The 23,247-nt window shown below is 71.5% G+C and carries 22 protein-coding genes and 1 pseudogene; 9 read left to right on the top strand and 14 right to left on the bottom strand.

The genetic code is table 11. The annotated features are described in order from the left end of the window. Nucleotides 1-93: 93 nt before the first annotated feature. Nucleotides 94-1,239: a GNAT family N-acetyltransferase gene (locus tag ABD747_RS02560; RefSeq protein ID WP_344801516.1), complete on the top strand. Its 1,146-nt coding sequence runs from the start codon at nt 94-96 to the stop codon at nt 1,237-1,239. 66 nt (nt 1,240-1,305) lie between these two features. Continuing rightward, nucleotides 1,306-2,622 carry a UDP-glucose dehydrogenase family protein gene (locus ABD747_RS02555; RefSeq protein ID WP_344801515.1) on the top strand — a complete coding sequence of 439 codons (1,317 nt, stop codon included), beginning with the start codon at nt 1,306-1,308 and terminating at the stop codon, nt 2,620-2,622. 48 nt (nt 2,623-2,670) lie between these two features. On the opposite strand, the gene ABD747_RS02550 is transcribed toward ABD747_RS02555, so the two are convergent. From ABD747_RS02550 to ABD747_RS02530, 5 genes are all read right to left on the bottom strand, one after another. Further along, a complete protein-coding gene (locus tag ABD747_RS02550; RefSeq protein WP_344801514.1) occupies nt 2,671-3,393 on the bottom strand; it encodes a DUF72 domain-containing protein in 723 nt (240 codons plus the stop codon). Between the two features lie 77 nt (nt 3,394-3,470). After that, nucleotides 3,471-4,688 carry an NADP-dependent isocitrate dehydrogenase gene (locus ABD747_RS02545; RefSeq protein ID WP_344801513.1) on the bottom strand — a complete coding sequence of 406 codons (1,218 nt, stop codon included), beginning with the start codon at nt 4,686-4,688 and terminating at the stop codon, nt 3,471-3,473. Between the two features lie 121 nt (nt 4,689-4,809). Continuing rightward, a complete protein-coding gene (locus ABD747_RS02540; protein ID WP_344801512.1) occupies nt 4,810-5,433 on the bottom strand; it encodes a thermonuclease family protein in 624 nt (207 codons plus the stop codon). Nucleotides 5,434-5,450: 17 nt separating this feature from the next. Then, entirely contained in the window at nt 5,451-6,395 is a 945-nt protein-coding gene (locus ABD747_RS02535; RefSeq protein ID WP_344801511.1) for a beta-ketoacyl-ACP synthase III, read from the bottom strand. Nucleotides 6,396-6,540: 145 nt separating this feature from the next. Then, nucleotides 6,541-7,092: a uridine kinase family protein gene (locus tag ABD747_RS02530; protein WP_344801510.1), complete on the bottom strand. Its 552-nt coding sequence runs from the start codon at nt 7,090-7,092 to the stop codon at nt 6,541-6,543. Nucleotides 7,093-7,171: 79 nt separating this feature from the next. On the opposite strand from ABD747_RS02530, the gene ABD747_RS02525 reads away from it, so the two are divergent. From ABD747_RS02525 to ABD747_RS02505, 5 genes are all read left to right on the top strand, one after another. Next, nucleotides 7,172-8,158 (top strand): malate dehydrogenase, encoded by a 987-nt coding sequence (locus ABD747_RS02525; protein ID WP_344801509.1) that lies wholly within the window; start codon nt 7,172-7,174, stop codon nt 8,156-8,158. Nucleotides 8,159-8,422: 264 nt separating this feature from the next. Then, the gene (locus ABD747_RS02520) at nt 8,423-9,064 is read left to right on the top strand and encodes a DUF4190 domain-containing protein (protein WP_344801508.1); all 642 of its coding nucleotides are present in this window, start codon (nt 8,423-8,425) and stop codon (nt 9,062-9,064) included. After that, nucleotides 9,051-10,580: a S10 family peptidase gene (locus ABD747_RS02515; RefSeq protein ID WP_344801507.1), complete on the top strand. Its 1,530-nt coding sequence runs from the start codon at nt 9,051-9,053 to the stop codon at nt 10,578-10,580. Before ABD747_RS02520 ends, ABD747_RS02515 begins: the two co-directional genes overlap by 14 nt. Before the next feature lie 74 nt (nt 10,581-10,654). Continuing rightward, nucleotides 10,655-11,254: a DUF4190 domain-containing protein gene (locus ABD747_RS02510; RefSeq protein ID WP_344801506.1), complete on the top strand. Its 600-nt coding sequence runs from the start codon at nt 10,655-10,657 to the stop codon at nt 11,252-11,254. Between the two features lie 82 nt (nt 11,255-11,336). Next, complete coding sequence (locus tag ABD747_RS02505; RefSeq protein ID WP_344801505.1) at nt 11,337-11,699, top strand: DUF4190 domain-containing protein; 363 nt, start codon at nt 11,337-11,339, stop codon at nt 11,697-11,699. A gap of 3 nt (nt 11,700-11,702) precedes the next feature. Here ABD747_RS02505 and ABD747_RS02500 read toward each other — a convergent pair whose 3' ends face one another. The 5 genes from ABD747_RS02500 to ABD747_RS02480 all read right to left on the bottom strand — a co-directional run bounded on the left by ABD747_RS02500 (nt 11,703) and on the right by ABD747_RS02480 (nt 16,729). Further along, nucleotides 11,703-12,029: a DUF3017 domain-containing protein gene (locus ABD747_RS02500; RefSeq protein WP_344801504.1), complete on the bottom strand. Its 327-nt coding sequence runs from the start codon at nt 12,027-12,029 to the stop codon at nt 11,703-11,705. Continuing rightward, a complete protein-coding gene (locus ABD747_RS02495; protein ID WP_344801503.1) occupies nt 12,026-12,880 on the bottom strand; it encodes a bifunctional methylenetetrahydrofolate dehydrogenase/methenyltetrahydrofolate cyclohydrolase in 855 nt (284 codons plus the stop codon). The genes ABD747_RS02500 and ABD747_RS02495 overlap by 4 nt, the downstream gene beginning before the upstream one ends. A 190-nt stretch (nt 12,881-13,070) precedes the next feature. Further along, complete coding sequence (gene purH, locus ABD747_RS02490) at nt 13,071-14,657, bottom strand: bifunctional phosphoribosylaminoimidazolecarboxamide formyltransferase/IMP cyclohydrolase (RefSeq protein ID WP_344801502.1); 1,587 nt, start codon at nt 14,655-14,657, stop codon at nt 13,071-13,073. Continuing rightward, nucleotides 14,654-15,271, bottom strand: coding sequence for a phosphoribosylglycinamide formyltransferase (gene purN, locus ABD747_RS02485; RefSeq protein WP_344801501.1), 618 nt, complete (start codon nt 15,269-15,271; stop codon nt 14,654-14,656). Before purN ends, purH begins: the two co-directional genes overlap by 4 nt. 42 nt (nt 15,272-15,313) lie before the next feature. After that, a complete protein-coding gene (locus ABD747_RS02480) occupies nt 15,314-16,729 on the bottom strand; it encodes a cell division protein PerM (RefSeq protein ID WP_344801500.1) in 1,416 nt (471 codons plus the stop codon). Nucleotides 16,730-17,024: 295 nt separating this feature from the next. On the opposite strand from ABD747_RS02480, the gene ABD747_RS02475 reads away from it, so the two are divergent. Together ABD747_RS02475 and ABD747_RS02470 are read left to right on the top strand one after the other, a co-directional pair. Beyond that, nucleotides 17,025-18,461 (top strand): hypothetical protein, encoded by a 1,437-nt coding sequence (locus ABD747_RS02475; protein ID WP_344801499.1) that lies wholly within the window; start codon nt 17,025-17,027, stop codon nt 18,459-18,461. Nucleotides 18,462-18,935: 474 nt separating this feature from the next. Next, nucleotides 18,936-19,604: pseudogene (locus ABD747_RS02470) on the top strand (siderophore-interacting protein); the annotation flags it as partial. Nucleotides 19,605-19,738: 134 nt separating this feature from the next. Here ABD747_RS02470 and ABD747_RS02465 read toward each other — a convergent pair. The 4 genes from ABD747_RS02465 to ABD747_RS02450 form a co-directional block, all read right to left on the bottom strand. After that, complete coding sequence (locus ABD747_RS02465; protein ID WP_344801772.1) at nt 19,739-20,113, bottom strand: NUDIX hydrolase; 375 nt, start codon at nt 20,111-20,113, stop codon at nt 19,739-19,741. Between the two features lie 245 nt (nt 20,114-20,358). Next, the gene (sucD, locus tag ABD747_RS02460) at nt 20,359-21,240 is read right to left on the bottom strand and encodes a succinate--CoA ligase subunit alpha (RefSeq protein ID WP_344801498.1); all 882 of its coding nucleotides are present in this window, start codon (nt 21,238-21,240) and stop codon (nt 20,359-20,361) included. A 17-nt stretch (nt 21,241-21,257) separates the two neighbouring features. Further along, nucleotides 21,258-22,436, bottom strand: coding sequence for an ADP-forming succinate--CoA ligase subunit beta (gene sucC, locus ABD747_RS02455; RefSeq protein ID WP_344801497.1), 1,179 nt, complete (start codon nt 22,434-22,436; stop codon nt 21,258-21,260). Between the two features lie 350 nt (nt 22,437-22,786). After that, nucleotides 22,787-23,242: a cobalamin B12-binding domain-containing protein gene (locus ABD747_RS02450; protein ID WP_344801496.1), complete on the bottom strand. Its 456-nt coding sequence runs from the start codon at nt 23,240-23,242 to the stop codon at nt 22,787-22,789. Nucleotides 23,243-23,247 lie beyond the last annotated feature (5 nt).

Genomic DNA, 23,247 nt, shown 5'->3' with positions numbered 1-23,247 from the left:
CCGGCTCAAGCGTAATGACCCGGCCGGTGACACGCTGCCTGCGCGCGGCCCAATTCGGTTGCACACCGGCACGCCCCGTTCTTCGATGGCTCCATGACCGCCGCCGCCTTCCCCGAGATCGTGCCCGTGCTCGAGGACCTCGTCCGCGGCGTCCGGCTGCGCGCGCACCGCCCCGGCGACCTGCCCGCGATCGTCGAGCAGGCGGTCGACCCCGACTCGGTCCGGTTCACCACGGTGCCCACCCCCTACGGCCCGGCCGACGCGCGCTGGTTCCTGGAGGAGATGGTGGCCGGGGGCTGGACCAGCGGCGAGCGGCTGAGCTGGGCGATCGAGCTGACCGGCCGACCCTGCATCGAGTTCGCCGGCACGATCGATCTGCGGCCGGACTCCGACGGCACCGCGGAGGTCGGTTTCGGCCTGCACCCGGCCGCCCGCGGCCGGGGCGCGATGAGTGCCGCTCTGCGGCTGCTTCGCGACCACGCCTTCGACGTCCGCGGCCTGGGGCTGCTGCGCTGGCGCGCCGTGGTCGGCAACTGGGGATCCCGGCGGGTGGCCGCCGCAGCCGGCTTCCGCTTCGACGGCCGGGTGCGCGGCCTGCTGAACCATCGCGGTGACCTGCTGGACGGCTGGCTGGCGACCATGACCGCCGACGACCCGCGCGAGTCGCGGGGCTGGCTCGAACCACCGGTCCTGACCGGCCCGAACGTCGTTCTGCGCGCCTTCACAGACCGCGACCTGGACCGGATCGTCGAAGGCGCGTCGGACGTACGCACCCGGCACTGGCTGGTGTCCCTGCCGGCGCCGTACACGCTGGACGACGCCCGGAGCTACGTCGAGGGCGCCCGAGAGATGGCGGCCCAGGCCGACGGCCTGGCCTGGTGCATCGCCGACCCCGATGACGATCGCTGCCTCGGCGTGGTCAGCCTCGAGGGGTACGCGAACTACGCCCGGCGGGGCGAGATCGGCTACTGGGCGCATCCCGATGCCCGCGGTCGCGGCGTGGTGACGGACGCGGTCCGGCTGGCCACCGCGTACGCCCTCGGCAGCGGCCTGGTGGCGTTCGTTCAGATCCGATCCGCCGCCGGCAACCGGGCCTCCCGACACGTCGCCGAGGCCGCCGGGTACGTCCGGGCCGGCCTGCTGCCCGCCTGCGAACCGCTGGGCGACGGATCGATCGACGACCTCGTGGTGTACGTTCGGCTGGCTGACCCAGCCCGCCGTGAGACACCGTCGATGTGACGAAGCCGACGTGCCGGCCTGGTCGATCGCTCGAACCTTCGTTCGGTCCTATGACAGACTTTTCGGGTGACTTTGCAGATCAGTGTCATCGGAACCAACTATCTGGGCGCGACGCACGCGGCCGGCATGGCCGAGTTCGGCCATGACGTCATCGGCGTGGACATCGACCCGGACCGGGTCAAGACGCTGAACTCCGGCCAGTCCCACATCTTCGAGGTGGGCCTGGAGCCGCTGCTGGCCAAGCACACCGCGACCGGGCGGCTGCGCTTCACCACCGACTACGCCGAGATCGCCGACTGGGCCGATGTCCACTTCCTGGCGCTGGGCACCCCGTCCGGCCCGGGCGGCGCGGCCGACCTGTCCCAGCTGCACTCCGCGATCGACTCGCTGGCGCCGCTGCTGACCAAGCCGTGCCTGGTGGTCGGCAAGTCCACCGTTCCGGTCGGCACCGCGCTCGCCCTGGAGGCCCGGCTGCGCGAGAAGGCCCCCATCGGTGACGGCGTCGAGGTGGCCTGGAACCCCGAGTTCCTGCGCGAGGCGTACGCGGTCGAGGACACGCTGCGTCCCGACCGGCTGGTCTTCGGCACCCACTCCAAGGAGGCGCTGGCGACCCTGGAGGAGATCTACGAGATCCCGATCACCGACCGGACGCCGGTCGTCCGCTGCGACATCGCCACCGCCGAGCTGATCAAGGTGGCGGCCAACTCGTTCCTGGCCACCAAGATCAGCTTCATCAACGCGATGGCCCAGATGTGCCAGGCCGCCGGCGGCGACGTGACGCTGCTGGCCGACGCCATCGGCTTCGACAAGCGGATCGGGCGCGAGTTCCTCAACGCCGGGCTCGGCTTCGGCGGCGGCTGCCTGCCCAAGGACATCGCCGCGCTCGCGGTCCGCGCCGACGAGCTCGGGGTCGGCGTGCTGAGCGAGTTCATCCACGCGGTCGAGGCGATCAACGACGGCCAGCGGCTCGAGCTGGCCGAGCTGGCGATCGACCAGGCCGGCGGCGACGTGACCGGGAAGCGGATTGCCGTGCTCGGTGCCGCGTTCAAGCCGGGCACCGACGACACCCGCAACTCCCCCGCGCTGACCGTTGCCGACCACCTGCACGCCCGCGGCGCGGACGTCCGGATCTACGACCCGCAGGCCCGGCTCGCCCCGCGCGAGGGCTTCACTCAGGTGGCCAGCGTGGAGCAGGCGCTGCTCGGCGCCGAGGTGGTCCTGCACCTGACCGAGTGGCCGGAGTTCCGCCAGCTGAACCCGGAAAAGCTCGGCGAGCTGGTCAAGTCCAAGATCATCATCGACGGCCGGCTCAAGCTGCACGCCCCGTCCTGGCGCAACGCCGGCTGGAAGCTGGTCCAGATCGGCCGCGCCTCGACCATCTGAGCCCGGCTCGGGACCGCGGTCAGCTCGGAAGCTCGCTCGGGGCCGCGGTCAGCTCAGGAGCTCGCCCAGCCGGCGGGCGTTTCGCACCGCGTTGCCGCCGCCGTCGTTGTTGAAGTACGCGAAGACCTCGCGCCCGACAGCCTCCCACTCGCGGACCCGGCCCGCCCACCAGCGGAGGTCGTCCTCACCGTATGAACCGCCGTAGAGGTGCTCGCGGTCGGGGCCGTGCAGCCGGACGTACACCTGTGGCGCCGTCGCGCGCAGCACGCACGGCAGCCCGGCCCCGCTCATCACCACGTACGCGGCCCGGTGTTCGGCCAGCAGGTCGAACACGCGATCGTCCAGCCAGCTGGCATGGCGGAACTCGACCGCCGCCGCGAGCCCGCGCGGCAGCCGGTCGAGGAAGTAGGCCAAGCGGGCGTCGTCGCGCTCGTGCCGGGGATGCAACTGGACCAGCAGCATGCCCTGCCGGTCGCCCAGCAGCCGCCAGCAACGGGCGATCCGCTCGACCCACTCCTCCGGCGCATAGAGCTTCTTGGCGTGCGTCAGGCCCCGCGGGGCCTTCACGCTCAGCCGGAAACCGTCCGGCAGGCGCCGGCGCCAGGAGGCGAACGTGGCGTCTCGCGGCCACCGGTAGAAGCTGGCGTTCAGTTCGACGGTGCGGAACGAGCCGACGTACCAGTCGAGCCGGGCCAGGCTGGGCGTACTGGCCGGATAGAGCACGTCCTCCCAGTGGTCGTAGCTCCACCCGCTCGTGCCGATCCAGGCCATGCACCACCCATACCCAGCGGGTTGTCAGCGTCTCAGCACGCCGGGGGTGCTGACACACCGACAACTCCGAAAGGGGCCTAGGCGAGGCGGGCGGCGAGGTTGTCGTCGAGGGTGCCCAGGAAGTCCTCGGTGGTCTGCCACTCCTGGTCGGGGCCGACCAGCATGGCCAGGTCCTTGGTCATCTTGCCGCTCTCCACGGATTTGATGATCACGTCCTCCAGGGTCTCGGCGAACGCCGTGACCTCGGGGGTGTTGTCCAGCTTGCCGCGGTGCTTCAGACCGCCGGTCCAGGCATAGATCGAGGCGATCGGGTTGGTCGAGGTCGGCTTGCCCTGCTGGTGCTGGCGGTAGTGCCGGGTCACCGTGCCGTGGGCGGCCTCGGCCTCGACGGTCTTGCCGTCCGGGGTCATCAGCACCGAGGTCATCAGGCCGAGCGAGCCGAAGCCCTGGGCCACCGTGTCGGACTGGACGTCGCCGTCGTAGTTCTTGCAGGCCCAGACGTAGCCGCCCTCCCACTTCAGGGCGGCGGCGACCATGTCGTCGATCAGCCGGTGCTCATACGTCAGGCCGGCGGCCTTGTAGTCCTCGGCGAACTCGGTCTCGAAGACCTCGGCGAAGATGTCCTTGAACGCGCCGTCGTACGCCTTCAGGATCGTATTCTTGGTCGAGAGGTAGACCGGATAGTTGCGCTGCAGCCCGTACGACAGCGATGCCCGGGCGAAGTCGGCGATGGACTTGTTGAAGTTGTACATGCCCATCGCCACGCCGCCGTCGGCGCCGTAGTTGGCGACGACGTGCTCGATCGGCTCCGAGCCGTCTTCGGGGGTGAAGGTGATCGTCAGCTGGCCGGCGCCGGGCACCTTGAAGTTCGTCGCCTTGTACTGATCGCCGTGCGCGTGACGCCCGATCACGATCGGCTTGGTCCAGCCCGGCACCAGCCGCGGGATGTTGGAGATGATGATCGGCTCGCGGAACACCACGCCGCCGAGGATGTTGCGGATCGTGCCGTTCGGCGAGACCCACATCTTCTTCAGGTTGAACTCCTTGACCCGGGCCTCGTCCGGGGTGATCGTGGCGCACTTGACGCCGACGCCGTGCTGCTTGATCGCGTTCGCGGCGTCGATCGTCACCTGGTCGTCGGTGGCGTCGCGGTGCTCGATGCCGAGGTCGTAGTAGTCGAGGTTCACGTCGAGATAGGGGTGGATCAGGCGCTCCTTGATGAACTGCCAGATGATCCGGGTCATCTCGTCGCCGTCGATCTCGACGACCGTGCCCTCGACCTTGATCTTCGCCATCGGTGTCACCCTCCGAAGTTTTCGCCGTTCGTTCTGCGGACCACAAGCTATCCCAGCCGGCACACGGAGCCGTGCCCGGTCCATGCCCGGGCGGGCGTACGTCCGCGGCTGCGGCCGTGACTCAGCAGGCGCCCCACAGGCCCGTGCCGGCATCGCGGGCGACGTCCCCGGCGAGTGCGAACAGCTCCGCGTACCGCACGTTGGGCGGCACCCGCAGCGGGCGGGCCCAGCCGCCGTCGACCAGGTCGAAGTTGACGAACTCGCCGCGGGCGCTCCACAGATAGAGCAGCCGGCGACCGTACCGGTCGAGCGGGTCCCGGTCCGCGGTGACGTAGACCGTCGAGCCGACCGGGATCAGGGTCCGAAGGTGGTCGGTCGCCTCCGGGCCGAAGCACTGTTCCGGCTGCACCTCGGGGGTGTCGATGCCGATCAATCGCACCTTGACGCGTTCGGTCCCGGCGACGTACGGCCCCGCGGACGTCGCCTGCAACCAGACCGTGTCGCCGTCGTGGATCCGCCGGACGACCATCGGCTGCGCGTCCTTCGGCCGGTCGGGCACCTGGTCGGCCGACGACGGATCGGTGTCCGACCCGGTCGCCGAGCGCATGGCCGATCCGGCCCGGCCAGGGGCCGGGTCCCGCGGCGACGAGCCCAGCGCACCGACCAGCAGGTAGCCGCCGACTACGAACGCGATCACCACTACGGCGGCGACCACACCGGCCCGCCGGCCCGATCGGCGAGCCACCCGCCGGTCCGCGCGGGTCAGGGCATCCGGACGACCTGGCCGGCGTACGCCAGCCCGCCGCCGAAGGCGAACAGCAGCACCGGCGCGCCGGACGGCAGTGGCGAGGTCTCCTGCAGCTTGGACAACGCCAGCGGGATGGAGGCCGCCGAGGTGTTGCCCGACTCGGTCACGTCGGTGGCCACGACCGCGTTCACCGCGCCGATCTTGGCCGCCAGCGGCTCGATGATCCGCAGGTTCGCCTGGTGCAGCACGATCGCGGCGACGTCCTCCGGGGCCAGCTTGGCCCGGTCGATCACGTCCCGGGCGATCTTGGGCAGCTCGAACGTGGTCCAGCGGAACACCGCCCGCCCGTTCTGGGCGAACTTGTCGTCGTCGGCGTGCTCGATCCGGACCGCGTCGCCGAGCTCGGGCACGCAGCCCCACAGGATCGGGGAGATGTGCTCGTCCGGATCGGCGGTCAGCAGGAAGGCGCCGGCGCCGTCGGCGGTCAGGACGCAGGTGGTCCGGTCGGTGAAGTCGGTCACGTCGGTCAGCTTCTCCGCGCCGATCACCAGCGCGGTCTTCGACGCACCGGCGGCGATGGCGTGCTGGGCGATGGCCACCGCGTGCGGGAAACCGGAGCAGGCGGTGTTGATGTCGATGGTCGCCGGCTGGCCCTCGATGCCGAGCCGGGCGGCCACCCGGGACGCCATGTTCGGGGAGCGGTCCAGCGCGCTGCAAGTGGCCACGATGACCAGGTCGATCTCCTGGGCGTCGGCGCCGGCCTTGGCGAGCACGTCCTCGGCGGCCTTGGAGGCCATCAGGTCGACCGTCTCGTCCGGCCCGGCCCAGCGGCGCTCCTTGATCCCGACCCGGCGCTGGATCCACTCGTCGTTGGTCTCGACCATGGTCTCCAGCTCGGAGTTCGGCACGACCCGTGCCGGCTGGAAGTGCCCGACCGCTAGCAGGCGCGTACCCGTCATGCGGGTGAGTATGCCACCGCCCCGCCGACTCGAGCCGCTGCCGCCAACCGGCGAGCGAGCGCCACCGGCAACTTCGGATCCCCTGCTCTCGTTCGGATCCTCTGCACCGGATCCGAGGCCGAACACCGGATCCGACGTCCCGGGTTCAGTCCGAGCTCACCACGGCGTCGGCCCGGGTGCGCGGGTCCTGGGCATCGACGTACTCCTGCTCGCTCGGCCACCAGTCCGCCGCCCAGCGGGCCAGCAACTCCGGCGGGTCGCGGTCCGCGATCCGCGCCCGGCGTACGTCCTCCGAAGCGTCAACCCACAGCCGGAGGTCCCACGGCACCGGCAGCCGTACGTCGGTCGACGACACGCCCTCCACGACCACCGGCACGCCGACCGGGACGTCCACCCAGTCCAGCCCGCGATCGGCCACCAGGTCCCAGCGCCGGTAGCGGCCCGGGCGGCCGGCGAGCAGCGGCTCGACCACCTGGGCGACGAACAGGTCGCGGTCCCAGTCCCGCAGCGCCGCGCGGCCGAAGTGGTCGATCGGCAGCAGCACCGAGCCGGGCAGCGCGGCGGCGATCCGGGCCGCCAGCGTGCTCTTGCCGGCCGCACCGAGCCCGTCCACCCCGACCCAGCGCGTACCCGGGCCGCCGGCGGCCAGTTGCTCCGCCACCCAGGCCGGCGCCTGCTCGAACGAGACCGATGTCACCCGCAGACCTCCTGTCCGGACACGGACGCGGCTTGCTAGTTTCGCACTCGCACCGCGTTCCTAGTCCGAGGAGAGTCTCGTGAGCACACCCGTGAAGGTCGCCGTCACCGGCGCCGCCGGCCAGATCGGCTACAGCCTGCTGTTCCGGATCGCCAGCGGGTCGCTGCTCGGACCCGACACCCCGGTCGAGCTCCGGCTGCTGGAGATCACGCCGGCCCTGAAGGCGCTCGAGGGCGTGGTGATGGAGCTGGACGACTGCGCGTTCCCGCTGCTCTCGGCGGTCGAGATCGGCGACGATCCGAACGCCGTGTTCGACGGCGTGAACATCGCGCTGCTGGTCGGCGCCCGGCCGCGGACCAAGGGGATGGAGCGCGGCGACCTGCTGGAGGCCAACGGCGCGATCTTCAAGCCGCAGGGCCGGGCCCTGAACGACCACGCGGCCGACGACGTCAAGGTCCTGATCACCGGCAACCCGGCCAACACGAACGCGTTGATCGCGATGAGCAACGCACCCGACATCCCGAACGAGCGGTTCAACGCGCTCACCCGGCTCGATCACAACCGGGCCAAGGCCCAGCTGGCCGCGAAGCTCGGCACCAGCGTCAACGCCGTCACCCAGATGACGATCTGGGGCAACCACTCCGCGACGCAGTACCCCGACGTCTTCAATGCGCTGGTCGACGGCGAGAACGCGGCCGACGCGATCGGCGACCAGGGTTGGATCGAGTCGACCTTCCTGCCCGTGGTGCAGAAGCGCGGCGCCGCGATCATCGAGGCCCGGGGCGCGAGCTCGGCGGCGAGCGCGGCGAACGCGACCGTCGACCACATGCGCGACTGGGTGCTCGGCACGCCGGAGGGCGACTGGGTGTCGATGGCGGTGCCGTCCGACGGCTCGTACGGCGCTCCGGAGGGGATCATCACCTCCTACCCCTGCACCACGGCCGCCGGCAGCTACGAGATCGTCCAGGGCCTGGAGCTGAACGACTTCTCCCGGGCCAAGATCGACGCCAGCAACGCCGAGCTGGTCGAGGAGCGGCAGGCCGTCACGGCCCTCGGCCTGATCTAGCCAGGCGCCGGCCACCCGCCGGCATACGAAATTGCGGCCGCGCGGTAGGAAGGTCGGCTCCGGTCGGAGCAGCTGTCCGGCCCGCAAAACCCAGCCGTGGCCGGAATCTCGGGCCCCACGAGGCGTCCCAAGGCCCCAAAATCCAGCCACGGCCGGAATTTCGGCCCCACCGGCGGGGGAGGCGGGTCGAGGGCAGCGCGAGTGCGCCGCCTGCCGGCCGCGGAGGTCGCCTCCCCGAACCGGCCGTACGTCAGACTGGGACCCATGACCGAGCCGAATCCGTGGAGCCGCGAAGGCGCGGCGGGGGCGCCTCACCCGCCGAGCGGGAGCGATCCGGCCGCGGCCGACCCGGCACCGGCAGTCCAGGCGTGGCCGGCCTATCCGCCGGCGCCGAACTCGTTCGGTTACGACACCGAGGACATCCCGGACTACCCCGGCGCGTCCAGCGATCCGACCGCACCGCACGCCGCGGCCAATCCGTACGAGCCGAACCCGCCGGCGCAAACCCCGTACAGCCAACATCCGCGCGCCCAGAATCCGTACGACCAGACTCCGTACCCCCAGAGCCCCTACGGCTCGCAACCCATCCCCTATGGCGGGACCACCCCGTACGGGCCGTCGGCCTACCGCTACGCGACCGGCCCCTACGGCTACACCGCGACCGCCCACCCGCAGGCCGTCACGGCGCTGGTGCTCGGGGTGATCGGGCTGGTCATCTGCTCGGTCGCCGGGATCGCCGCCTTCTTCGTCGGGCAGAAGGCCCGGCGGGAGATCCTGGCCGAGCCGCAGCGATACTCCGGGCTCGGCATGGCCACCGCCGGCTGGGTGATGGGCATGATCGCCTTCGCGATCACGCTGCTGGGCGTCTTGTTCGTCGTGATCGGACTGGCCGGTGGCTGGGACTGAGCCGGCCGGTCCGGCCCGAGCAACCACGCCTGGCGGAGCGGGCAGCCCGGACGGCGGCGACCGCTCGGGGCCGGCCGGGTCCCCGACCGACTCCCCGCCGGAGCCCAGCGACGACCTGGTCTCGACCCGGCACGAGATCGGCAGCGGGCGGCGCAAGCTGAGCTACACCGCGACCACGGGCCGGATGGTGCTGCGCGAGGAGGTGATCGAGGAGAAGAAGTTCCTCGGCCCCAAGCCGCGGGCGGAGATCTTCTCGGTCAGCTACGTCCTCGACGGCGCAGATCCGCACACCCGGCCGGTCACGTTCGCGTTCAACGGCGGGCCCGGCTCGTCGTCGGTCTGGCTGCACCTCGGCCTGTTCGGGCCGCGCCGGGTGCAGATGGCTGACGCCGGCGACCTGCGCCCGCCACCGTACGGGCTGACCGACAACCTCGAGACCCTGCTGGTCGCCTCGGATCTCGTCTTCATCGACCCGGTGAGCACCGGCTACTCGCGGACCTCCCAAGGCCACACCGCCGACGACTTCCACGGCTACACGCGCGACGTGGAGTCGGTCGCGGAGTTCATCCGGCTCTGGACCAGCCGCAACGACCGCTGGCTGTCTCCGAAGTTCCTGGCCGGCGAGTCCTACGGGACCACCCGGGCAGCGGCACTCGCCGCCGCGCTGGCCGACGGTCCCGGGATGTACCTCAGCGGCCTGATCCTGGTCTCCAGCGTGCTGGACATCGGCTCGGTCGACTTCACCGAGGGCAACGACCTGCCGTACGCGCTCTATCTGCCGACGTACACCGCCGCGGCGCACTACCACGGCGTGATCGACGGCGAGCTGACCGCCCGCGTCGCCGAGGCCGAGGAGTTCGCCGCCCGCGACCTGCCCTGGGCGCTGGCCCGCGGCTCGCGGCTGCGGGGCGCCGAGCGGGACGCGATCGTGGCCCGCTACGCCCAGCTGACCGGCCTCGATCCCGGCTACGTCGACCGGGCCGACCTGCGCGTCACCCTGTTCGCGTTCTGCGCCGAGCTGCTCCGCCACCGGGCGCTGGAGACCGGCCGGCTGGACCTGCGCTTCACCGGCTGGCCCGACGACCGCAACGCCGGCTCGACCACGGAAGACCCGAGCTACCGCGCCCTGATGGGGCCGTACGCAGCCGCCTTCAACTCCTACGTCCGCGGCGAGCTCGGCTACTCCTCCGACCTCGCCTACCGGCTGCTGACGCCGAACGTGAACCCGTGGTCGTACGCGGAGTTCGAGGGCCGCTCGATCGAGGTCGCGACCAGCCTGGCAAGGGCGATCTGCGCCAACCGGACGCTGCGAGTGCACGTGTCGTGTGGCTACTACGACGGGGCGACGCCGCACTTCGCGGCCGAGCACGTGTTCGCCCACCTGCGGATCCCCGACAGCGCACACGAGCGGATCGAGTGGGCGCGCTACGAGGCGGGGCACATGACGTACGTGCACGAGCCGAGCCGGCGGCGGCAGTCGGCCGACCTGATCGACTTCGTCCGCCGTTCGTCCTGACACCTGCCCGAACCGCCGCAACTCGGAGGTCTGTACTCGGGCGTCCGCACCCGGAATGCGCGACAATGGCGGCCATGAGCAATCCCTACGGCCAGAACCCCGAGTCGAACTCCGGCGAGAACCAGCCCGGCTCGGGCGATCAGCCGAGCTACGGCCAGACCCCGCCCCCGCCGAGCTACGGCTCGACGCCTCCGCCGCCGAGCGAGCCCTCGTTCGGGCAGACCCCGCCCCCGCCGAGCTACGGGCAGACCCCGCCGCCGCCCAGCGAGCCGGGCTACGGCCAGCAGCCGCCCGGGTACGGCCAGACCCCGGCCTACGGCCAGCAGCCGGCATACGAGCAGCAGCCGGCGTACGGCCAGCAGCCGGCGTACGGACAGCAGCCGTATCAGCAGGGGTACGGCACGGCCGCCCAGCCGCACCCGCAGGGCACCGCGATCCTGGTGCTCGGCATCGTCGGCATCGTGGTCTGCGGCATCGCGGCCGTGGTCGCGCTGGTGATGGGCAACAAGGCGCTGAAGGAGATCGACGCCAACCCGAGCGCCTACAACAACCGCCAGATGGTGGTCGTCGGCCGGATCCTCGGCATCGTCGGCACGGTGCTGTGGGGGCTCGGCATCGTCGCCTACATCGTGTTCTTCATCGCGCTGGCCGGCTCGGGCGCGTTCAACAACTGAGGTCGTACGCTGAGGGTCGGGGCATCGTGGCTGCCCCGACCCTCAGCCGTCTGGTCGGCCCGGCCCAGTGAGAGAGCGCGCGATGTCGGATCAACCGCAGCAGCCCGAGTACGAGCAGCCCGCTCTCGGACAGCCGGGGTACGACCGTCCCATCTACGGCCGGCCCTACCCCGCTCTGCCGCAGCCGCATCCACAGGGCACGATCGTGCTGGTCCTCGGCATCCTCGGATGCTTCGTCACCGTGTGCGCGCCGATCGCCTGGTATCTGGGGTCCAAGGCCCTCCGCGAGATCCAGGCGTCCGGGGCCCGCTATTCCAACGAGGACCTGCTCCGGGCCGGCCGGATCATCGGCATGATCGTCACCATCCTGGCGATCGTCGGACTGGTCTTCCTGGTGATCTTCGTGATCATCGCCGCGATCGCCGCGACCGCGACCTCGTCCTGACCGTCAGCGGCCGGCGGGCACCAGGATCGCCAGGGCGATGACGGCGCCGCCGGCCAGGGTCAGGAACGCGATGTCGAACACCTTGCTGCGGACCTGCAGCAGCCCGGCCTCCCCCGCCGGCAGAGCCAACCGCTCGACCGCGCCGACGGCCAGCGAACTGCCGACGATGAGGCAGCCGATCCGCCAGCTGTCCTGGCCGACGAACGCGACGGCGAGCCCGATCGCCACCCCGACGACCACGACGAGCAGCGGCCAGTAGCGCTGGGACCGGGCGGCCGCGCCCGTCCCGCGCGGACTCGCTCCCCGGGCACTCACGGCGTGCGCGCTCACGCCTCGAGCCGGCGCTCGGCGAGTTCCACCACGTTGCTCAGCAGCATCGCCCGGGTCATCGGGCCGACGCCGCCGGGCACCGGGGCGAACCAACCGGCCACCTCGCGGACGGACGGATCCAGGTCACCGACCAGGCCCGCGTCGGTCCGGGTGATGCCGACGTCGACGCAGACCGCGCCCGGGCGGATCATGTCGCCGGTGACGAGTCCGGGCCGGCCGGCCGCCGCGATCACGATGTCGGCGTTGCGCGTGTGCGCCGCGAGGTCGGTGGTGCCGGTGTGGCACAGGGTCACGGTGGCGTTCTCCGATTTCCGGGTCAGCAGCAGACCGAGCGGCCGGCCGACCGTGGTACCGCGGCCGACGATGCACACCTCCGCGCCGGCGATCTCGATGCCGTTGCGGCGAAGCAGCTCGACGATGCCCTTCGGCGTGCACGGCAGCGGGGCCGGAACCCCGAGCACGAGGTTGCCGAGATTGGCCGGGTGCAGCCCGTCCGCGTCCTTGTCCGGATCGACCAGGCCGAGTGCCCAGTTGTCGTCAAGCTGGGGCGGTAGCGGCAGCTGGACGATGTAGCCGGTGCAGGCCGGGTCGGCGTTCAGCTCCGCGATCCGCGCAGCGAGCTCGTCCGCGCCGGTGTCGGCGGGCAGCTCCACCTGGATCGAGGCGATGCCGACCTGCGCGCAGTCACGGTGCTTGCCGGCGACGTAGCTCCGGCTGCCTGGGTCGTCTCCGACCAGCACCGTGCCCAGACCGGGCACGATCCCCGCCTCGGCGAGCTTCGCCACCCGCTCCGCCAGCTCGCCCTTGATGGTGGTGGCCAGTGCGCGTCCGTCGAGGATCTGCGCCGTCATATCCGTCTACCTCTCGTCGTCCGGTCGTCACCCGGCCCGCCCCGGAAACTGTGCAGCTGTTGCGGTTCGACCGGCGTGTCGCTGCAAGACGCGCACAGTTTCCCGGGGAGCCCCTGGCCCGGGTGAACGGCCCGGGTGGACGGTCCGGGTGGGCGAGCCTCCGGGCAACCGTACGTCGTCGGGCGGGTGGTCAGTGGAAGAAGTGCCGGGCGCCGGTGACGTACATCGCGATCCCGGCGGCCTGCACCGCCTCGATCACGTCGGCGTCGCGGACGGAGCCGCCCGGCTGCACGATCGCGGCGATGCCGGCGTCGATGAGGATCTGCGGCCCGTCAGCGAAGGGGAAGAACGCATCCGACGCGGCCACCGAGCCGGCGGCCCGGTCGCCGGCCCGCTCCACCGCCAGCCGGCAGGAGTCGACCCGGTTGACCTGGCCCATCCCGACCCCGACCGAGGCACCGTCGCGGGCAAGCAGGATGGCGTTCGACTTCACCGACCGGCACGCCTTCCAGGCGAACTCGAGGTCGGCCAGCACGTCGCCGGAGACCGCGTCTCCGGCGACGAGCTCCCAGTGCGCGGCGCTGTCGTGGTCGGCGTCCACGGTGTCGCGCGACTGCATCAGCAGGCCGCCGTCGATCGGCCGCGTCTCGGCGCCGCCGCGGCGCAGCGGCTCGACCACCAGGATCCGGATGTTCTTCTTCCGGGCCAGCACCTCGACCGCGCCGTCGTCGTATGCCGGTGCCGCGATCACCTCGGTGAACACCTCGGCGACCTGCTCGGCCATCGCCACGCTGACCGGACGGTTGGTGGCGATCACGCCGCCGTACGCCGAGACGGGGTCGCAGGCGTGCGCCTTCGCATGCGCCTCGGCGATGTCGAGGCCGACCGCGATCCCGCACGGGTTGGCGTGCTTGATGATCGCCACCGCCGGTTCGTCGAAGTCGTACGCGGCCCGCCGGGCGGCGTCGGTGTCGACATAGTTGTTGTACGACATCTCCTTGCCGTGCAGCTGGTTCGCCGTCGCGAGCCCGCCGGGCAGAAAGCCGTTGCGATACAGCGCCGCCCGCTGGTGCGGGTTCTCGCCGTAGCGCAGCACCGCCGCCCGGTCCCAGGTCGCGCCGACCCAGCTCGGGAAGCCGCTGCCGCCGCTGCTGTCGGTGACCACGTTGCCGAGCCAGGACGCGACCGCGACGTCGTACGTCGCCGTGTGCACGAACGCCGCCGTGGCGAGTGCCTGCCGCTGCGCCAGGGTGAACCCGCCGGCCGCCAGCGCGTCGTGCAGGTCCGCGTACTGGTCGGCGGAGGTGACGACGGCGACACAGGCGTGGTTCTTCGCCGCGCCTCGCACCATCGACGGACCGCCGATGTCGATCTGCTCGATGCACTCGTCCTGGCTCGCCCCGGACAGCACGGTCTGGGTGAATGGGTAGAGGTTGCTGATCAGCAGCTGGAACGGCTCGACGCCGAGCTCGGCCAGCTGGTCGCGATGGCTCTCCAGCCGTACGTCGGCCAGCAGCCCGGCGTGCACCCGCGGGTGCAGCGTCTTGACCCGGCCGTCCAGGCACTCCGGGAACCCGGTCAGCTCCTCGACCTGGGTCACCGGCAGCCCCGCGGCGGCGATCCGGCTCGCTGTCGAGCCGGTGGAGACGAGCTCGACGCCGGCCTCGACCAGGGCGCCGGCCAGCTCCTCCAACCCGGTCTTGTCGTAGACCGAGACCAGGGCGCGCCGGATCGGCACCCGCCCCTCTTCGGACGTACCGTCTGCGGGGTCGGTCATCTCAGCCAGTGCACCTTTCTGTCGACCACCCGCCAGTCGCGGGTGGCCAGGTCATGGGTGACGTCGAGCAGCATGGCCCGCTCGACGACCTTGATCTTCTCGTGCAGGGTCTCCACGGTGTCGTCGTCGGACACCCGGACGCTCTCCTGGGCCAGGATCACGCCGGTGTCGACGCCCTCGTCGACCAGGAACACGGTCGCCCCGCTCACCTTGACCCCGTACGCGATTGCGTCGCGCGGGCCGTGGATCCCGGGGAAGGACGGCAGCAGGGCAGGATGGGTGTTGATCATCCGGCCGCCGAACCGGGCCAGGAAGTCGGCCCCGACCAGCTTCAGGAAACCGGCGCTGATCACCAGGTCCGGATCGTACGCGGCGACGGCGGCGGTCAGTCCACGGTCCCATTCGGCCCGGTCCCCGCCTCTGGCCAGCGGGTGCACGAAGGTCGGGATGCCGGCGCCCTCGGCTCGGGCCAGCCCCTCGACCCCCGGCCGGTCGGAACCCACCGCCACGATCTCGATCCCGAACGCCGGGTCGGTCGCGGCGTCGATCAACGCCTGCAGCAGGGTGCCGGTGCCGGAGATCATCACCACTACCCGCCTCGGGGTGCGACTCATCGCGTCCCGCAGTTCGATCGGGCGCCGAGCACGGCGGACAGCCTACCGAGAGCCGGACATGGCCTCCTGCCGGTCCAGCTGCACGGTCGCCTCCGGATCGTCATCGCCGTCGCGATCGGCGTCCTCGGCCACCGGCTCGTCCGCGCCGGTCCGGCGCAGCAGGCCGAGCACGAGCCCGCCGATCATCCCGGACAGGCCCAGCGTGCTGACCGCCATCACGGTCAGCTCGGGCAGCCGCGGACCGAGCCCGGCCAGCCGGAGCACGCCGAGATCGCCCGAGCTCGCCCAGGCCAGCACGACGAAGACGAGCCCGCCGATCACCCCGGACAGGCCGCCGACCAGGGCGGTCTCGTCGAACCGGGCGGCCGGCCCGCGGCGGACCACAAGCCACGCGGCGACCAGGCCGGCGAGCACCCCGCTGCCGAGCCAGAGCAGCTGCTCGGCGCCGCCCGCCCCGGAGACCGGCACGGCACCGAGGATCGGGACGCCCGGCAGCAGGCCGACCTGGGTCGCCGAGGGAGCCACCACCGAGCCGTCGCCGAGGCCGAAACCGGCACCGAGCGCGTACGCACCGCCCCAGACCATCGCGTTCGGTGCGAATGCGAGCTGGCCGACGAGCAGCGCGATGCCGCCGGTCACGCCGGCGCCGAGCGCGTGGTTGAGGGAGGTCACCCGGTCCAGGTGGGTGAGCAGCCCCGTCACCACCACGGCCGCTCCAGCCGCCAACAGCACCAGCTGGGTGCCGAGCACGGCCGTCGGCACCGGGAGCAGCCAGGCCGGCCAGCTCGAGGTGACCTCGACGCCGAGTGCCCGGCAGCTGCCCCACAGCGCGGCGGCGGCGAGCACCGCCAGGGTTGCAAGCGTCCGCAGGTTCGGTGCCGGCGAACCGAGCAGCAGGGCGACCACGATCAGCGGGCCCAGATAGCCGAAGGTCGCCAGCACCGCGATGCCGAGGGCGGTCCGCCGGCGTGACTCGACCGGACCGGGCCGGGCCTCGCCGCCGGTAGCCTCGCCCGCTCCCTCGGCCGGCTCGCGTCCGACGGTCCGCGCGGCCGCGAAGGACGTACAGCGAGCGAGGACGAAGGCGAACAGGGCCACCGCACCCCACGGCACCAGGGTGAGCCGCAGGCCGGCCAGCGACAACCCGGCGCCGTTCGCATAGACCCACACCTTGGTCCCGACCAGGATCGCACCGCTGAGTGGGCCGGCTGCGGTATCGGCGTCCACCGCCAGCCAACCGAGAACGGTCAGGCCGACCACGATGACCCAGCCGACGCCGGCGACCAGCACGCCGGCGAGCGCCGCCGCCAGCGGCCAGCCGACCGGCAGCGGCGCGGGTCCGCGATCGAGCAGAACGGTCGGCTCGGCGTCGGGTTCGGTCGCGCGCAGGGTCAGGTCGTCGGCGCGGGACGAGCTCGCGCGGCGCAGTCGTACGCGCTGGGACAGGGAAGGAGCCATGGCCCCTCCATGCTCGCGGCGGAGATGTCGCGGACGCCGCAGACACGCCCGGCCGGGTAAGGTTTTGCTGTTCCAGGCCCGGCGGACCGGCGGCCCGCCGCGACCACACGGGCGACGCGCGAGTTGGAGGACCGACCGAAGCATGGCAGGCAAGGACCCGGACGACCATCGACCGCGGCGTGCGGCCGGCGACTCCTCGGCGTCGGATGGGACGGGCGGTTCGGGCGGTTCAGGCAGTTCGGGCGGTTCAGGCAGTTCGGGCGGTTCAGGCGGTTCGGGCCACAAGGGGTCCGACGTGGAGCCCGACCGGTCCACCACGATCCTGCCTCGGGTCCGCGACGACCGGAGCACGACCATCTTGCCGAAGACCGCCGAGCGTCGGCGCCGGTACGAGGAGGACGACGAGGAGGACGACGTACGCCCGCTGCTGCGGGAGCGCACCCGGCTGATCCTGATGGTCGCCGGCGTTGCTGCCGTGGTGATCCTCGGGCTGGTGCTGGGCTACGCGGCGCTGAACGTCAACCGGCCGGCCGCCCAGCCCTCGGCCGGGGTGTCGGTCGACCCGTCGACCGGCGAGACGGCGACCCCGACGCCGGTGGCACTGCTGGACGACAACTCGATGATCGACGCGCAGATGGCGAAGCAGATCGACCCGGCGCGGACCTGGCAGGTCGCCTCGACCCAGCGCGGTCTGGACAGCAACTCGCCGCGCGCGGCGTGCTTCGCCTCCGACCCGGTCGACGGCCAGCCCGACGCGCAGCAGACCATCCAGCGACTGCTCAGCAGCAGCGGCAAGAACCCGCCGGCTCTGTTGCACCAGGCCGAGGCGTACGGCACCCCCGAGGACGCCGCGCAGGCCTACGTCGCGATCTCCAAGGCCCTCGGCACCTGTGCCGTCGTCGGGGCCTGGATCGACTCCGGCCGGACGGTCTCCGGGCTGGGCGACCAGAGCGCCGCCGCGGTCGTCGCCGTCACCGACGCGGGCAAGCAGACGATCCACGCGATTGTGATCGCCCGGACCGGCCGGGTGGTCGACATCGTCGACGTCGCCCAGCCCACGTCGGCACCGAGCGTCGGCGACACCGCCGCAGCGCTCGGCCAGGCGATGACCGTGCAGTGCGCGACCAGCGGCGGGACCTGCCCCAAGAAGCTCTCGGTGAAGAACGGGCCGCCCCCGCTGGGTGGGGACGAACCCGGCTTCCTCGCCGCCGGCGACCTGCCGCCGGTCGGCAGCACGCCGTCGCTGTGGGTGGGCAGCACCCCCGGCGCTCCGGACGCCGACTACGTCGGCACCGGCTGCGAGACCACCGACTGGACCAAGGTGAGCGCCACCGGCAAGACCATGCGGACCTACACCCAGCAGGACAGCTCGAGCATCTTCGGGGTGGACCAGATCATCCTCACCATGTCGGACGACAAGGCGGCCGGTGACGTGGTCGACAAGGTGAAGAAGGACCTGGACAGCTGCTCCAAGCGCAAGCTGACCGCGACGGTCTCCAAGCCGGTCAAGGTCGACGGGCCCGGTGCGGAGAACAACGAGGTGACCGGCTGGGCCGCCGAGGTCTCGCAGAAGACGTCGAGTTCGACGGTGCAGTTCCGGGTGGGCATCGTCTCGGTCGGCTCCAAGGTGATCTGGACGCTCGCCAACCCCGTCGACAAGCTCGACTTCACCGACGACCAGTGGAAGACCATCGCATTGCGCTCCGGCCAGCGGGCCAGCCAGGTGCAGTAGTTGATTGTTCCGCTCGGGCAAGCCCTCGCTCCACGCTCCGCTGCGCTCCAGGCCGGGTCGTTCGTCGCCTTCGGTGAGACGGAAAGACGTGTCTCACCGAACACTCCTGCACTCCCCGGCGCGCAGCGTCCGCGACCGTCGAGTACAACCTCAGCGCACCGCGGCAAGCCTCGCTCCACGCTCCGCCGCGCTCCAGGCCGGGTCGTTCGTCGCCTTCGGTGAGACGGAAAGACGTGTCTCACCGAACACTCCTGCACTCCCCGGCGCGCAGCGTCGGCGACCGTCGAGTACAACCTCAGCGCACCGCGGCAAGCCTCGCTCCACGCTCCGCCGCGCTTCGGGCGGGGTCGTTCGTCGCGGTGGCCGAGCGCCCGCCTGGCCTCCCACACCTGGCCCTCAGTAAGGTATGCCTTACCTATAGGATCGGGCCTGGCTGTGGGGTTCCGGGAGGCGCGGACCGACGACAACCTGGCGATGCTCCAGGTGGTCCGACGGCAGCGGATCAGCCCGAACGTCATCCGGGTCACCCTCGGCGGCGACGAGCTGGGCGTGATCCCGGCGCGCGGCTACGACCGCTGGTTTCGGCTTTTCCTCCCCCGCGAGACCGGCGTGACGAGCTTCGACGTGCCGCGGAAGGCGAACCTGATCGGGTACGTCCGCTTCCGCCGGATGCCGACCGAGGTCCGCCCGCACCTGCGCAACTACACCGTCCGCGACTACCGCCCCGGCGCCCGCGAGCTCGACGTGGACTTCGTGCTGCACGGCGACGCCGGGATCGCGAGCCGCTGGGCGCAGCGGACGCAGCCCGGCGATCGGGTGGCGCTGCTCGACCAGGGCTGCGGCTTCGACCTCGACCCGGCGGCAACGGAGCATCTGCTGGTGGCCGACGAGACCGGTATGCCGGCCGTGCTCGGCATCCTCCGCGACCTGCCTCCCGACGCTCGCGGGCATGCGTACGTCGAGCTGCCCGATCCCGCCGACGCGCAGCCCGACGTCCGCCCGGAAGGAGTCGAGTTGCACTGGCTCCCCCGCCCGAACGCCGAACGGCCGGGATCGGTAGCCGTGGCGACCGTCCAGCGCGAGTGGCGGCCGGCCGGCGGCGTGCTCTCGGCGTATCTGGTCGGCGAGCAGACGCTGCCGACGGCGCTCCGCACCCCGCCCAGCCCAAGCACCGCGACTCCGCACCCCGGACGGCGACTCCGCACCCGGCGCGCGGGGTGCGGTGTCGCTATCCGGGGTGCGGAGTCGTTGCGGCCGCGTGCGACCGCGGCCAGGGGTCAGTCCGCAGCCTCACGGTCCAGAACCACCAGAGCCTTGAGCAGGGCCCCGAGTGACTCGTTGTCGGTGATCTCGTCCGCCGCGATCATGGCGGACAGGGCGTCGCGGCTCACCAGCCGGAGCCCGGTGATCCCCTCCGCCTCGGTCTCGGCGCCGCCGACCGGCTCTAGGCCGACCGCGAGGAACACCCGGCCGGGCGCGTCGGAGACCCCGTTCAGCGAGAAGACCTCGCCGAGGTCACGCCACTCCCGCGCCGCATAGCCGGTCTCCTCACGCAGCTCCCGCGCCGCGGCGAGCGCCAGATCCTGGCCGTCCGACCCGCCGGCCGGGACCTCCCACGAGGAACGACCGATGGCGTACCGGTCGACCTCCACCAGCACGAACTCGCCGGCGTCGGTCACGGGCACCACGAACACGGCCGGGGAGCGAACCTCCACCACCCCGTAGATCCCGGGCGCGCCGTCGGGTCGCAGCACCGCGTCCTCGCGCACCCGGATCCACGGGTTCTCGTACGCCGTTCGCGACGACAGCCGCCGCCAACCACTCCCCATGTCCGAGTTGTCAGGTTCTCAGCGAGCTATGGCGCGTTCAGAACCTGACAACTCGGTGAACCACGGGGTCACAGCGCCGTCATGATCTCGCGCATCAGCTCCGCGGTCTCGCTCGGCGTCTTGCCGACCTTGACCCCGGCCGCCTCCAGCGCCTCCTTCTTCGCCGCCGCGGTGCCCGACGAGCCGGACACGATCGCGCCCGCGTGACCCATCGTCTTGCCCTCCGGCGCGGTGAAGCCCGCGACATAGCCGACGACCGGCTTGGTCACGTTCGCCTTGATGAAGTCGGCGGCACGCTCCTCGGCGTCGCCACCGATCTCGCCGATCATCACAATCGCATCGGTGTCGGGATCGTCCTGGAACGCCTGCAGGCAGTCGATGTGGGTGGTCCCGATCACCGGGTCGCCGCCGATGCCGACGGCGGAGGAAAAGCCGATGTCGCGGAGCTCGTACATCATCTGGTACGTCAGCGTGCCCGACTTGGATACCAACCCGATCCGACCGGCCTTGGTGATGTCGGCCGGGATGATGCCGGCGTTGGACTGTCCGGGCGAGATCAGGCCCGGGCAGTTCGGGCCGATCAGCCGGGTCTTCGAGCCGGCGGCGAGCGAGTAGAACTCGGCCGAGTCCTTGACCGGGACTCCCTCGGTGATCACCACGGCGAGCGGGATCTGGGCCTCGATCGCCTCGACCACCGCACCCTTGGTGAACTTGGCGGGCACGAAGATGACCGTGACGTTCGCGCCGGTCGCCTCGATCGCCTCGCCGACCGAGTTGAACACCGGCACCGACGCCTGCTCGAACTCGACGCTCTGGCCGCCCTTGCCGGGTGTCACGCCGCCCACGATGGTGGTGCCGGAATTGAGCATCCGCTGGGTGTGCTTGCGACCCTCGGAGCCGGTCATGCCCTGGACGATGACCCGTGAGTCGGAGTTCAGAAAGATCGCCATTGTCGTCAATCGCCCTCTCAGCGCGCAGCCAGCTCGGCGGCCCGGCGGGCCGCTCCGTCCATCGTGTCGACCTGCTCGAGCCCGGGCAGTGCCGCCTCGGTGAGGATCCGGCGACCCAGCTCGGCGTTGTTGCCGTCCAGCCGGACCACCAGCGGTACGTCCACGTGCTCGCCCCGGCTGCCCAGCAGCTCGAAGGCCTGCACGATCCCGTTCGCCACCGCGTCGCATGCGGTGATCCCGCCGAACACGTTGACGAAGACGCTCTTCACCTGCTCGTCGCCGATGATGATCTCCAGACCGTTGGCCATCACCTCTGCGCTCGCGCCGCCGCCGATGTCGAGGAAGTTGGCCGGCTTCGGCGAGCCCGCGAACTCCTCACCCGCGTACGCGACCACGTCCAGCGTGCTCATCACCAGACCCGCGCCGTTCCCGATGATCCCGACACTGCCGTCGAGCTTGACGTAGTTCAGTCCCTTGGCCTTGGCCGCGGCCTCCAGCGGATCCTCGGCGGACTTGTCGGCCAGGGCCTCGTGGTCGGGGTGCCGGAAGTCCGCGTTGGCGTCCAGGGACACCTTGCCGTCGAGGGCGACGATCCTGCCCTCACCCGTCTTGACCAGGGGGTTCACCTCGACGAGGGTGGCGTCCTCGGCCTCGTAGACCTTGCCGAGCAGCTGGATCACCCGCGCGATCTCGGCGGCGTCGTCGCCGTCGAAGCCGGCGGCCGCGACGATCTCGTCGGCCTTCGCCTGATCGATGCCGACGTTCGGATCGACCGGGATCCGGGCCAGCGCCTCCGGCCGCTCGACCGCGAGCTGCTCGATCTCCATGCCGCCCTCCTTGGAGCACATGGCGAGGTAGCGGCGGTTCGCCCGGTCCAGCAGCAGGGAGAAGTAATACTCCTCCGCGATGTTCGCGCCCTCGGCGATCATCACCGTCTTGACGATGTGGCCCTTGATGTCCAGTCCGAGGATCTCCTCGGCGCGCTCGCGCGCCTCCTCGGGGCTCTTGGCGATCTTCACGCCGCCCGCCTTGCCGCGGCCACCGGTCTTCACCTGCGCCTTCACCACGACCACGGGGCTGCCCAGCTCGGCCGCGGCCGCTTGCGCCTCCTCCGGCGTTGTGGCGGTGATGCCGCGCAGCACGGGTACGCCGTGCGCCTCGAAAACGTCTCGCGCCTGGTACTCGTACAGGTCCACTGAACTGCCTCCATGCTTCTCGGCCACCGATCGGCCACGGGATAGGCAGCCGGCAGTGGCCGGTGCGACTCGGGAAGTGTCCGCACCGCGCAGACGGCTTGAAGCCTAGTGGTCGCGCCTTCCCGGCCGTGCCGGGGTCGACCGCCCGCCGTCCTGCCCGGACCGCCTCGACCCGGCGAAGGCACCCGATCCCGGCACCGACCTCCCCACCCCTCCCGGAAACTGTGCAGCACTCGCACTTCTGAATCGCTTCACAGCGCCGGATCTGCACACTTTCCGGCAACGGGAGTTCCGGTCAACGGGGCCGGGGCCGGGGCTGGCAACGGGGCCGGAGGTCGGGCGGTGGCCCGTCAGCTCCGGCGTACGTTCGCACGGACCCAGTCGACGATCTCGGCCATCGATGCGCCGGGGGTGAATACCTGGGCCACGCCCAGCGCGGCCAGCGGCGCCCGGTCCGCCTCGGGGATGATCCCGCCGCCGAAGACGACGATGTCGGTGGCGTCCGCCTCGGCCAGCAGCTCGACCACCCGGGCAAACAGTGTCATGTGCGCGCCAGACAGCACCGACAGCCCGATGGCGTCGGCGTCCTCGGCGAGCGCGGTGCCGACGATCTGCTCCGGAGTCTGGTGCAGGCCGGTGTAGATGACCTCCATCCCGGCGTCGCGGAGTGCGCGGGCCACCACCTTGGCGCCCCGGTCGTGGCCGTCGAGGCCGGGCTTGGCGACCACGATCCGCAACGGTCCGGCACCGGTTGACGACGCCGGCTCGGCGGCTGACAAAGTTGTCGGAACGTCCTGAGGTTCCACACCAG

Origin of the sequence: Microlunatus ginsengisoli (genome assembly GCF_039537205.1) — a bacterium.
Classification (GTDB): domain Bacteria; phylum Actinomycetota; class Actinomycetes; order Propionibacteriales; family Propionibacteriaceae; genus Microlunatus; species Microlunatus ginsengisoli.
The sequence above is the reverse complement of the archived record's forward strand: the minus strand, read 5'-3'. Positions and strand labels throughout refer to the sequence as shown.